Genomic DNA, 12,584 nt, shown 5'->3' with positions numbered 1-12,584 from the left:
AGAGCCGGGACGGAATATGCCGCGTGATCCTTGGCATCATCCAGTGTTTGTCTATATTCCGATGATGGACCAGACGACATTCTTTGGCGGGCATTTCCTGCTCGCGCTTCCCGGCATGGCTGACCTGCGCTTCGATCATAGCGTAGTCGCGCTATGCGTCCACGATGCCGAAGGGGCGATGGGCATTGCGGTAGGGGAGGAGATGGAGGGGGTGAGCCTGCATGGCCTGCTCGACAGCTTCGACATTGACGGCAGCGCGATTCCCGACCGGCCCGTGCTGCGCGGTGGTCCGGTCGAGCCGAGGCGTGGGTTCGTACTCCATTCGCTCGACTGGTCGGGTCAGGATATGGTGCAGGTGGGCGGGCAATGGGGTTTGTCCGGCTCGCTCGACATTTTGAAGGCGATTGCGAAGGGGCGCGGGCCAAGCCGCTACCTCGTAGCGCTGGGCTATGCCGGATGGGGCGCAGGGCAGCTGGAGCGGGAGATGACGGGCGACAGTTGGTTCCTGGCACCGGGCAATGCCGATCTGCTGTTCGATGTGCCGACCAACCGCAAATGGGCAGCGTCCTATGCGGCAGCCGGCGTAGATTCGTCCCATCTGGTACCTGGGGCAGGATCGGCCTGACGCAGGTTTCGATCGGCCATCAGGGCTAGTACATAAAGAAATCTTTATATTGAGTTGCCACGGGCGGCGACGGTTGGTAAAGCGCTTGCCATCGCCGCCGCCCGGACTTTTCCAGCGGTACAGGCATAATTTCAAGTTTACGGAGACACGACCGTGGCCACCGCTTCCGCCACCCTGGCGCAGGATTATGTGATCGCCGATATCGCCCTGGCCGATTTCGGCCGCAAGGAAATGGATATCGCCGAAACCGAAATGCCGGGCCTGATGGCCCTGCGCGCGGAATTCGGCCCGTCGCAGCCGTTGAAAGGCGCGCGCATCACCGGATCGCTCCACATGACGATCCAGACCGCCGTGCTGATCGAAACGCTGACTGCACTGGGCGCACAGGTCCGCTGGGCGACCTGCAACATCTATTCCACGCAGGACCATGCCGCCGCCGCCATCGCCGCATCCGGTGTACCGGTATTTGCCATCAAGGGCGAGACGCTCCAGGAATATTGGGACTATGTCGAGCGCATCTTCGACTGGCACAATGATCCGTCAGGCGTCTGCAACATGATCCTGGACGATGGTGGCGACGCCACCATGTTCGCGCTGTGGGGCGCGCGGGTCGAGGCCGGTGAAGAATTGTTCACGCCCTCGAACGAGGAAGAGGAAATCTTCTGTTCGGTGCTCAGGCGCGTACTGGCCGAACGTCCCGGTTTCCTGACCAAGACGGTCGCAGCAATCAAGGGCGTGTCGGAAGAAACCACCACCGGCGTTCATCGCCTGTATGAGCTGGCCAAGAAGGGCAAGCTGCCTTTCCCCGCGATCAACGTGAACGACAGCGTCACCAAGTCGAAGTTCGACAATCTTTATGGCTGCAAGGAATCGCTGGTGGACGCGATCCGTCGCGGCACCGACGTGATGCTGGCCGGCAAGGTCGCCTGCGTCGCCGGTTTTGGTGACGTCGGCAAGGGGTCTGCCGCTTCGCTCCGCAATGGCGGCGCGCGCGTGCTGGTGACCGAAGTCGATCCGATCTGCGCGTTGCAGGCGGCGATGGAAGGCTATGAAGTCGTAACGATGGAAGAGGCCGCGCCGCGCGCCGACATTTTCGTCACCGCGACCGGCAATGAAGGCGTGCTGACCGTCGATCATATGCGCGCGATGAAGAATATGGCGATCGTGTCGAACATCGGCCATTTCGACAGCGAGATCGAAATTGCTGGCCTGGCCAACATGAAGTGGACCGAGATCAAGCCGCAGGTGGACGAGGTTGAGTTCCCCGACGGCAAGAAGATCATCGTCCTGTCGAAGGGCCGTCTGGTCAATCTGGGGAACGCCACTGGCCACCCCAGCTTCGTCATGTCGGCCAGCTTCACCAACCAGACGCTGGCACAGATCGAACTTTGGACCAAGAGCGAGCAATATGGTAACGACGTCTATGTCCTGCCCAAGCATCTGGACGAGAAGGTCGCCGAACTGCATCTGGAAAAGCTGGGCGTGAAGCTCACCAAGCTGAGCCAGCGCCAAGCCGATTATATCGGCGTTCCGGTCGAAGGTCCGTTCAAACCCGACCATTACCGCTACTGATCTGGCAAGAGGGGGAGGGCGCTGCCTTCCCCCTTTTCCGTTGATCCTCTTCATCGGCAAGGGCAATTCTTTGCATCGCCCGCTTCCCGCTGCGCCCGACTTGCGTTAGTCCGGGTGCGATTATGGACAGCGACAGGCAGGTTCGGCTGAAATGGGAGCAGAGGGCGCAATGACGCTGACCCCCATCGCCGCGATCATATTGGGTATCTTGCTGGCCCTGTGGCTCGGTGGAGCCGTGTGGGCGCTTGTCACCGGTCAACGGATGCGCCGCGAAGGGATGCAAGCGCAGGGCAAGCTTGATCGCCTTGCCATGTTGCTCGCCTCGGCGCCTGCCGCGCCGGTGGTGATCCATCCTGATGGCAGACTGGAGGCCGCCGACCGCCTTGCCAAATGGCTGGGTAAGCCTCGCGTCCCTACCTTTTCGTCTGAACTGACCGCCGCCGATGGGGGACTGGAACCGGAAGATGCCGCCACGCTGGCGCGCGAGATCGCGTCGGCGCAAAAGGCGGGCAAGAGCTTTGCCCTGCCGGTGCGCGGTGTCGGATCGTCGCGCCTGTTGCTGGTACGCGGCGCGCCCGCCGCGCCCGGTCTGGCATCCAACGGCGGCGTCGTGCTGTGGATTTTCGACGCGACCGACAGCCAGTCTGAAATACAGGCGCTCAAAGGCCAGGTCGACCAGTTGCGCGACGCGCTGGAGGCTTTGGCGGGGCTGGTCGAGGCCGCGCCCTTCCCGATGTGGCACCGCACCCCCGACCTGCGCCTGAGCCTGGTCAATAGCGCCTATGTCCGCGCGGTGGATGGCACGGATGCGCGCGAAGTGATCGGCAGCGGGGTCGAACTGGTCGAGCCGGTCAGTGGCCTGACGCCGCAAGCTGCCGCTGCCGATGCGTTGGCGCGCGGCGAACCGGTCGAGCGTATGGTGCCTGCCACGATCGACGGCGAACGCCGCACCATGCGCGTGGTCGATGTGCCGCTGGGGGAGGCCGGGGTGGCGGGCTACGCTGTCGACCAGCATGAACTGGAACAGGCGCGGGTCGAGCATCGCCGCCTGGAGGCCGCCCAGCGCGACCTGCTCGATCGCCTGTCCGCTGGTGTCGCCCGATTTGGTCCCGACCGGGCGCTGCGTTTCTGGAACCAGCCTTTCATCAGCCTGTTTGCCCTGCATCAGGAGCAACTGGCCGACGCCCCATTGTTCGAGCGGGTGCTGGATGAAATGCGCGACGCCCGCCGCCTGCCCGAACATCGCGACTTTCCCGCCTGGCGCGGGGAACGGCGCGACTGGTTCCTGTCACCCGATCCGGTCGAGGAAAACTGGCTGTTGCAGGACGGCACTCATTTGCGCGTCTATGCCCAACCGCTGCCCGATGGCGGGTTGCTGCTGATTTTCGAGGATCGTACCGAGCAGGTACAGCTATCGAGCGCGCGTGACACGCTGCTGCGGGTGCGGACGGCGACGTTCGACAATTTGTTCGAGTCAATCGGTGTCTTTTCCTCCGACGGCCGACTTCAAATGTGGAACAGCCGGTTCCGAACCGTCTGGGGCGCGGATGAGGAAATGCTGGCGACCCATCCGCGTATCGACGATCTGATGCGCGCGGTGCAGGAGCGGCTGGCCAAGCCGCAACAATCCAATCTGGTGCGCGAACTGGTGCGCGCTGCGACGGTGGAGCGCAAGCAGCGGATCGGTCATGTCGGTTTTGCCGACGGGCGCATCTTTGAATTTGCCGCTATTCCGCTGCCCGATGGCAATGCGCTGTTCACCATGCTCGACGTCACCGACAGTCGCCGGGTGGAACAGGTGCTGCGGGACCGCAATGTGGCGCTGGAGCAAGCCGATGAGGTCAAGACCGCCTTCGTGACCAATATGAGCTATGAATTGCGCACTCCGCTGACCACGATCGCCGGCTTCGCCGAGATGATGAGCGCAGGCTATGCCGGGGAATTGAGCGCTTCGGCCAAGGAGTATGTCGACGGCATCCTGCAAAGCACCGGTCGCCTGTCGATGCTGATCGACAATGTGCTGGACCTGACGCAGGGCGAGGCCGGAACCTTGCCCATCGACCGTGCGCCTGTCGACCTGGCGGCCGTCGCCCGCGCGAGCGCCGATCGCGTCCGCGCCGATGCGAACGCGAAGGGGATCGATCTGGCGGTGACGATAGAGGCCAGTCTGGGTCAGGTGCAGGGCGACGCCCGCCGGATCGGCCAGGCGATCGACCATTTGCTGGAAAATGCGGTCCGCTATTGCGGCAAGAGCGCGCGCGTCCTGCTGCATGGCGACGGCGGGGCGGATCGGGCGCGGATCGTCATTTCCGACAATGGGCCGGGCATCCCCGCCGCCCAGCAGAAACTGCTGTTCGATCCCGCCGCACGCGCCGGACAGGCGCGTACCGGGGGCAAGGCCGGGATCGGCCTGCCTCTGGCCCGCCAACTGGCGCAGGCGCATGGCGGCACGCTGGAACTGGTATCGCAGACCGGGCAGGGGACGATGGTGGTGATTGAGCTGCCCCGTGGCTGAGGCAACGGTGCATCTGGCCGATGAAGCGGCGATGCTGGACCTTGGCAAGTCGATCGCCGGCCATGTGCGAATCGGCGATGTGATCGCGCTGGAAGGCGGGCTTGGTGCGGGCAAGACGACGCTGGCGCGCGGCATATTGGAAGCGCTGGGGCTGGCGGGCGAGGCGCCCAGTCCGAGCTTTGCCATCGTCCAGCCCTATGACGTGCCCGAAGTGCGGCTGCCAGTGGCCCATGTCGATCTCTACCGGCTCGATACGCCGCAGGATACCGAGGAACTGGCGCTGGGGGACTATCTGATGGACAGTTTGCTGATCGTCGAATGGCCCGACCGGCTGGGATCGCGGCTCTGGTCCCATGCGTTGCGTTTGAGCATCGCGATGGAGGCGGATGGCGCTCGGCGCTTGACAGCGGACGTGCCCGACGCTTGGACGGATCGATGGTCACAGATATGATCCCCCCCGCCGCCGCGCCCGCTTTCCTTGGCCAAGCCGGATGGGGCGATGCCGCCATCGTGCCGCTGGCCGGAGACGCATCCTTCCGCCGCTATTTTCGCGTCATCGACGGCGGACGCCGCGCGGTACTGATGGACGCGCCGCCGCCGCATGAAGATCCCCGACCGTTCATTGCCATTGCCGAACATTTGCTGGCGGACGGTTTTGCCGCGCCGCAGATTTTGGCGCGCGATCTGGAGCAGGGGCTGGTCCTGATCGAGGATTTCGGCGACCTGCGGGTCAAGGAACATGTTGACGATCAGCCGGATGCGGAACTGGCGGTCTATGGCCGCGCCATCGACCTGCTGGCCGACCTGCACCGCCTGCCCGCCGCGCCGGTGCCGCCCTATGATCGCGCAGTCTATCAGCGCGAAGTCGGGTTGTTGACGCAATGGTATTGCCGGGCGATCGGCCTGCCTGTGGATGAGGACGCCTATGTCGCGGCGTGGGACGCGGTGCTGCCGATCGTGGAGCAATCCGCCAGCCCGACCGTCACTGTGCTGCGCGACTATCATGCTGAGAATATCATGCTGATCGACCGGGCGACATCCCACGGGCTTGGCCTGCTCGATTTTCAGGACGCGCTGGCCGGGCATCCCGCCTATGATCTGGTATCGCTGTTGCAGGATGCCCGCCGCGACGTGCCGCCTCAGGTCGAGGCTGCGATGCTGGCGCGCTATAAGGCGATTGCCAGTCCGCCCGCCGATTTCGACGCCGCCTATGCGGTGCTGGGGGCGCAGCGTAACGCCAAGATCATCGGCATCTTCACCCGCCTGTGGCAGCGCGACGGCAAGCCGCGCTATCTGAGCTTCCTGCCGCGCATGTGGGGGCTGTTGGAGCGGGACCTGGCCCATCCGGCGCTGGCCCCGGTGGCGCTGTGGTTTGCCGCGAACATTCCCGCCGATCAGCGTCATGATGCGCTTGCGGAGTTTAACCCGGCATGATCGATACCGCGATGCTGATGGCCGCTGGCCTTGGCAAACGGATGCGTCCGCTGACCGCCACACGACCCAAGCCACTGGTCAAGGTGGCAGGCAAGCCGCTGATGGACCATGCGCTGGATCGGCTGGAGGCGGGTGGCATACGCAAGGTAGTGGTCAACGTCCACTATCTCGCCGACACGGTCGAGGCGCATCTGCGCACGCGCAAGGGCGGTATGGACTTTGTCGTGTCCGACGAGCGGGCGAAGTTGCTGGAGACGGGCGGCGGCCTGATCCACGCCGCGCCTTTGCTGGGCGACAAGCCTTTTTTCTGCGCCAATAGCGACAATCTGTGGATCGACGGGCCGCAGGAAACGCTGGGCATGATGCAGCGCATCTGGAATCCGGACAGGATGGATGCACTGCTGCTGCTCGTGCCGCTGGCCCGCGCCCATTGCCATACCGGACCGGGCGATTTCCATATGGACGCGGCTGGTGGCCTGACCCGGCGCAAGACCGCTTATGTCGCGCCCTTTGTGTTCACCGGTGTGCAGATCATGGCGCCTTCGCTATTGTGCGATCCGCCCGGTGACGTGTTTTCGACCAATATCTTCTGGAACCGCGCGATCGAGGCGGGCCGCCTTTACGGCGTCTCGCATCAGGGGCTGTGGTTCGATGTCGGCACGCCCAAAGCCATCCCTGTCGTGGAATCCATGATCACCCATGGGTGATCGCAAACGCCCCGCGCTGTTTTCCATTCCGGCGCATCGCGCCTTTTCCGACGCGCTGGTTGCGGGCCTGCTGGCGCGCCATGGCGGCGATCCGATGGCGCTGGCGCAGGGCATGATCCTGCTGCCCAGCAACCGTGCGGTGCGGGCGGTCAGCGATGCGTTTGTGCGGGCGTCGGGCGGCGGATTGCTGTTGCCCCGGCTGGTTGCGATCGGCGACCCCGACATTGGCGAGCAGGTCGGTAGCGCGCTCGATCCGCTGGGGGAGGGGGAAGCGCTGCCCCCTGCGATTGCGCCGATGCGTCGCCAGATGATCCTTGCGCGCATGGTGCAGCAGGTGAAGGGCGACATTGACGCGGGGCAGGCGCTGCAACTGGGGCAGGCGCTGGGCGCGGTGCTGGACCAGATGCAGGTGGAGCGGGTGCCGGTGTCGGCCTTGCGTGATCTGACCTTGTCCGACGAACTGTCGCGGCACTGGCAGACGTCGCTGCATCTGTTCGAGATCGTTATCGCCCGCTGGCCGGACGAACTGGCGCGGCTGGGCTGCATGGACCTGACCGAGCGGCGCAACCGGCTGTTCGACCGGCTGGCGGCGCGCTGGCGGGACCATCCGCCTGGCGGGTTCGTCGTGGCGGCGGGCATTTCCACCACCGCGCCAGCCGTCGCGGGCCTGCTGCGGCGGATCGGCGAAATGCCCGGCGGCATGGTGGTGTTCGCCGGGCTGGACCAGCATATGGACGATGAGGCGTGGGACGCGATCGGGCCGTTCGATCCTGATCCGGTCACCGGCCATGCCCCCTCCGGTCATGAGAGCCATCCGCAATATGCGCTGAAACGCCTGCTCCACGCCATGAGTGCGACGCGCGACGATGTGGCGCAATGGCGCTGGGGCAGCGAGCATGATGCGCGGGCGGTGCGTGGGCGCAATATTTCCAACGCGATATTGCCGCCGAAGCTTACCAGCCGATGGCGCGACCTCAAGACGGCGGACCGTTCGCTGGCGGGCGTTGCCGCGCTGGAGGTAGCGACGCCGGGCGAGGAGGCGCAGGCCATAGCCATTGCGCTGCGCGAGGCGCTGGAGACGGAGAAACGGACCGCCGCGCTGGTGACACCGGACCGGCAACTGGCGACGCGGGTGTCGGCACATCTGAAACGCTGGGGTATCGAGGCGGACGATTCGGCGGGCCTGCCGCTGTCGCGCCTGCCGCCCGGTACTTTGCTGATCGCGATGGCGCAGGCGGTGGCGGAACGGTTTGCACCGGTGCCGTTGCTGACCCTGCTCAAGCATCCGCTGGTGATGCGCGGGGCGGGTCGGTTGGCGTGGCTGGATGGCGTGCGGGCGCTCGACCTTCTGTTGCGTCGGCCGCGTCCGCAGGCGGGGCTGGTGGGCATCGACATGCTGCTGATCCCGTTTGAGGATGACCGGCAGCGCGTCCTGCGCGATCAGGTGCGCGACTGGTGGCCAGCCGCCCGCGCGCTGCTGGAACCATTGGAACGGGCCTTTGCGGTCGCGACTGATCTGGCCGGGCAACTGGCCGCGATCCGGGAGCAGGCGGGGGCGCTGACCGGCGATGCCGTGTGGGCCGGGCATCAGGGCCATGCCGCCGCTGACCTGTTTGCCGAGATGGAGGCCGCAGCGGACGAAGGCCCGAGTCAGGCGGACATTCGCGCGCTGCCGGTGCTGCTCGACCATATGTTGGGCGGCGTGTCGGTGCGTCCGCCACAGGGCGGCCATCCACGCATCGCAATATTGGGGCTGATCGAGGCGCGGCTGGTGCAGGCGGACCTGATGATATTGGGCGGCCTCAACGAAGGCACATGGCCAGGCCTGCCAGCGCCCGACCCATGGCTGGCGCCGCGCATCCGGCGGGAATTGGGGTTGCCGAGGGTGGAGACGCGGATCGGGCTTGCCGCGCATGACTTTGCCAGTGCGCTGGGCGCGCCGCATGTGCTGATCACCCGCGCCAAACGCGGGAGCGGCGGCCCGGCGGTCGCGTCGCGTCTCTGGTTGCGATTGAAGGCGATGGCCGGGCCGCAATGGAAGGTGGCGGATCGCTATGCTGCCCTCGCACGGGCGCTGGACACGCCTGCCATGCACACCCCCGCCAGTCGCCCCGCGCCCGCGCCACCGGTTTCGGCGCGTCCGACCGTCATTCCTGTTACCGATGTCGACCGGTTGAAGGCGGACCCTTACGCCTTCTACGCCCGGCGCGTGTTGCGGCTGGCGCGGCTTGATCCGGTCGATGCCGATGCCGGGCCAGCGTGGCGCGGGACGGCGGTGCATGACATTCTCCAGCATTGGGCGGTGGCCGGGACACTCGACCCCGATGATCTGGAAGCGCGCGCCCGCGCCATGTTCGACCGGCCCGAAGTCCATCCCCTGCTGCGCGCCCTGTGGCAACCGCGCCTGATCGAGGCGATCCGCTGGATTGCCGCCGAAGTGGTGCGGGACAAGGTGGAGGGGCGCACTATCCTTGCTGTCGAGAAGGAAGGGCGGGCGGAGATTGCCGACGTCACGCTGATGGGCAAGGCTGACCGGATCGACCGGCTGCCAGACGGCACGCTGGGCATCATCGATTACAAGACGGGCAAGCCACCGAGCGCGCGGCAGGTCAAGGCCGGCTTTGCGCTGCAATTGGGCCTGCTGGGGGTGATTGCGGAACATGGCGGGTTTGAAGGGGTCGAGGGCAAGAAAGTCGCGGGCGGCTTTGAATATTGGTCGCTGGCCAAGAAGGGCGACCAGTTCGGCTATCGCGAAAGCCCGGTCGATCCGCTGGGCAAGCGCGACAAGATCGTCACCGCCGACTTCACGATGGACGTCTATGCGCAGTTTGAGGAGCTGGCGCAGGCGTTCCTGCTCGGCACCACGCCCTTCCGAGCGGAGATCAACCCCGAAGTCGCCAATTATGGTGATTATGACCAGCTGATGCGGCTGGAGGAATGGTATGGCCGCGACGATGGCTAAGGGGCTGCAACCCTTGCTGGGTAATCAGGCCCGCGCCGCTGCGCCCGACGCCCATGTCTGGCTTTCGGCGTCGGCGGGGACCGGCAAGACCCATGTGCTGACCGCGCGGGTGTTTCGCCTGCTGCTCCAAGGGGTGCGGCCGGAGAATATCTTGTGCCTGACCTTTACCAAGGCGGGCGCGGCGGAAATGGCCGACCGTATCCATGACCGGCTCGCCGCCTGGGTGCAGATGGATGACAAGGGGCTGTTCGCTGATCTGGAGGCGCTGGGCGAAGAGTCCGGGCCGGATGCGCGCGATTTTGCCCGGCGGCTGTTTGCCGAAGTGCTGGAATCGACCGGCGGCGGGCTGCGGATCCAGACGATCCACGGCTTTTGCCAGCAATTGCTGACCGCCTTTCCGCTGGAGGCGGAGCTAACCCCCGGTTTCAGTCCGCTCGATCAGCGCGAGCAGACCAACCTTGCCCGGCAGACGCTGGCGGACATGGTGGTGCGGGCGCATGAGACGGGCGACGAAGCGCTGTTCGCGGCGTTGCAGGCGCTCAGCCTGCGGTTGGGCGAGGGCGGGGCGGAGAGCTATCTGCTGCGCTGTGCTGCAAAGGCTGAAGCGCTCGACGCCTTGCCGGATGCGATTATGCCGTGGATCATGGCGGAGTTGGGGTTGCCTGAGGGCGACATTGACCAATGGCTGGCCGATCAGTGTGACGATGCTGTGTTCGACATGCGGATGCTCGATCGGATCGTGCAGGCCAATGTCCAATGGGGCAAGGGGCGCGGGCTGGAACGGTGCGACCGGATTGCCGCATGGCGTGCGCTCGATCCGGTTGGACGCGCCGCTACCCTCACCGACCTGCATCGTGCATGGGCGAAGGCGGACGGTGATATCCTGCTGACCAAGGGCTATGTCCCGTCGATGGACGGCTATGCCGAGATGGCGACGCGGCTCTATGATTGCACCAACGCGCTGATCGCTATGAAACTGCGCGCCGATTATGCCGCACTGCTGGGGCAGGCGCTCCACGCCGGACGGGCTTATGCGCGTGCCTATGCGCAGGCCAAGCGGCTGGCGGGTGCGGTGGATTTCGATGATCTGATCGCCCGCGCCGCAGCCCTGCTGGAGCAGGACGGAATCGCCGAATGGATCCGCTACAAGCTGGACCAGCGCATCGACCATATATTGGTGGATGAGGCGCAGGATACCAATGCGGCGCAATGGCGGATCGTGCGAACGCTGGCGGAGGAATTTTTTGCCGCCGAGTGGCAGCCGGGCGACAAGGTGCGAACCATCTTCACGGTGGGCGATTTCAAACAGGCGATCTTTGGATTTCAGGGGACGAGTCCGGCCAATTTCGCCGCCGCGCAAATCCTGTTCCAGCGGGACGCGGACAATAGCGGGCATGATTTTCATGATCTATCGCTCGACCGCAGTTTCCGGTCTACCCCGGCGGTGCTGGACGTGGTGGACCGCACCATTTCGACCCTGCGCGCCGAGCGGTTGGGGCTGGAGGCGGGCGACGTCCATCATATCAGCGCCAACCGGCATCCCGGCGAAGTGCAATTGTGGAAACCGGTCGTAGCCAACCTGTCCGAGGATGCCGAGGGCGAGGAGGATTGGATCGCCAATCAGGAGCGGGTGCTGGCGCAGAAAATCGCGCAACAGATCAAACAATGGATCGACGACGGTGTGATGCTCGAAAGCCGGGGGCGGCCGGTGCGGGCAGGCGACATCATGATCCTGGTCCGTCGCCGCAGCGAACTGGCGCGGCTGATCGTGGCGCGGCTCTATGAGGAGAAGGTGGCGGTCGCCGGGATCGACCGGCTGCGGCTCAACGCGCCGCTGGCGGTGCGCGATTTGCTCGCCGCGCTGCGCTTTGCGGTGCAACCCGACGATGAGTTGAACATGGCATCGCTGCTGGTTTCCCCGCTGATTGGATGGACCCAGGACGAGCTGATGCACCGGCTGATCGGGCGCAAGACCGGGCTTTGGCAGCATCTGAAACAGACATTGGACGATGCGACACTCAAACCCCTTCATGATCTGCTGGCGGTGGCGGATTTCACGACGCCCTATCGCTATCTGGAGGCGATCCTGTCCGGCCCGATGGATGGCCGTCGCCGCCTGATCGAGCGACTGGGGGCGGAAGCGGTCGATCCGATCGAGGAATTGCTCAACGCCGCGCTGGCGTTCGAGAGTGACGACCATCCCTCGCTCCAGCGCTTCATCGACTGGTTCGACCGGGGCGAAGTCGACATAGTCCGCGATGCCGCGGCGCAGGGCGACATGCTGCGGCTGCTGACGGTGCATGGGGCCAAGGGGTTGCAGGCCCCGATCGTTATATTGGCCGACGCCTGCCTTGATCCCGATGCGGGCAATCGCGCGGATTCGCTGTTGTGGAACGGCCTGCCGATCCTGGCCCCGCGCAAGCCGGAGCGGCAGGGACCGATTGGCAAGGTCGCGGAAGAGGTCGCCGCGATCGAGCGGGAGGAGCATTGGCGACTGCTCTATGTCGCACTCACCCGCGCGGAGGAGAAGTTGATCGTCGCCGGATCGCTGGGACCAAGGGCTAGGGGCGAGGTGAAGCCCGAAAGCTGGTTCGCGGCGGTCGATGGGGCGATGGTATCGCTGGGCGCGGAATGGGAAGCCGATCCGATCTGGGGCGCGACCCGGCGCTGGCGCGGGACCGAGGATTTACCGTCCAGGAAGACGGAGCCGGAAACGGTAGAGGAACGCACGGCGGCGGACATGCCAGACTGGCTGCGCCGGCCCGCCCC

Annotated in this window: 8 protein-coding genes; all 8 read left to right on the top strand. The window is 65.3% G+C overall.

The features are described from left to right. The first annotated feature begins 64 nt into the window (after positions 1-64). Positions 65-625 carry a YqgE/AlgH family protein gene (locus EBBID32_RS19760; RefSeq protein ID WP_037492081.1) on the top strand — a complete coding sequence of 187 codons (561 nt, stop codon included), beginning with the start codon at positions 65-67 and terminating at the stop codon, positions 623-625. A 153-nt stretch (positions 626-778) separates the two neighbouring features. Beyond that, positions 779-2,197, top strand: a complete 1,419-nt coding sequence (gene ahcY / locus EBBID32_RS19755) for an adenosylhomocysteinase (RefSeq protein ID WP_006965090.1) — start codon at positions 779-781, stop codon at positions 2,195-2,197. 169 nt (positions 2,198-2,366) lie between these two features. Then, positions 2,367-4,712: a sensor histidine kinase gene (locus EBBID32_RS19750; RefSeq protein ID WP_006965089.1), complete on the top strand. Its 2,346-nt coding sequence runs from the start codon at positions 2,367-2,369 to the stop codon at positions 4,710-4,712. Then, complete coding sequence (tsaE, locus tag EBBID32_RS19745; RefSeq protein ID WP_006965088.1) at positions 4,705-5,163, top strand: tRNA (adenosine(37)-N6)-threonylcarbamoyltransferase complex ATPase subunit type 1 TsaE; 459 nt, start codon at positions 4,705-4,707, stop codon at positions 5,161-5,163. Before EBBID32_RS19750 ends, tsaE begins: the two co-directional genes overlap by 8 nt. Beyond that, on the top strand, positions 5,160-6,146 hold the full coding sequence (locus EBBID32_RS19740; RefSeq protein WP_006965083.1) for an aminoglycoside phosphotransferase family protein: 987 nt from the start codon (positions 5,160-5,162) through the stop codon (positions 6,144-6,146). Before tsaE ends, EBBID32_RS19740 begins: the two co-directional genes overlap by 4 nt. Next, positions 6,143-6,853 carry a nucleotidyltransferase family protein gene (locus EBBID32_RS19735; protein WP_006965073.1) on the top strand — a complete coding sequence of 237 codons (711 nt, stop codon included), beginning with the start codon at positions 6,143-6,145 and terminating at the stop codon, positions 6,851-6,853. The genes EBBID32_RS19740 and EBBID32_RS19735 overlap by 4 nt, the downstream gene beginning before the upstream one ends. Beyond that, the gene (gene addB / locus EBBID32_RS19730; RefSeq protein WP_006965072.1) at positions 6,846-9,815 is read left to right on the top strand and encodes a double-strand break repair protein AddB; all 2,970 of its coding nucleotides are present in this window, start codon (positions 6,846-6,848) and stop codon (positions 9,813-9,815) included. Before EBBID32_RS19735 ends, addB begins: the two co-directional genes overlap by 8 nt. Continuing rightward, positions 9,796-12,584, top strand: a 2,789-nt coding sequence (locus tag EBBID32_RS19725) for a UvrD-helicase domain-containing protein (protein ID WP_037492072.1), incomplete at its 3' end; no start/stop codon positions are given. The genes addB and EBBID32_RS19725, both read left to right, overlap by 20 nt.

Origin of the sequence: Sphingobium indicum BiD32 (assembly GCF_000382885.1) — a bacterium.
In the GTDB taxonomy this organism is placed as follows: Bacteria; Pseudomonadota; Alphaproteobacteria; order Sphingomonadales; family Sphingomonadaceae; genus Sphingobium; species Sphingobium japonicum_C.
This window is presented reverse-complemented; position numbering and strand designations above follow the sequence as displayed.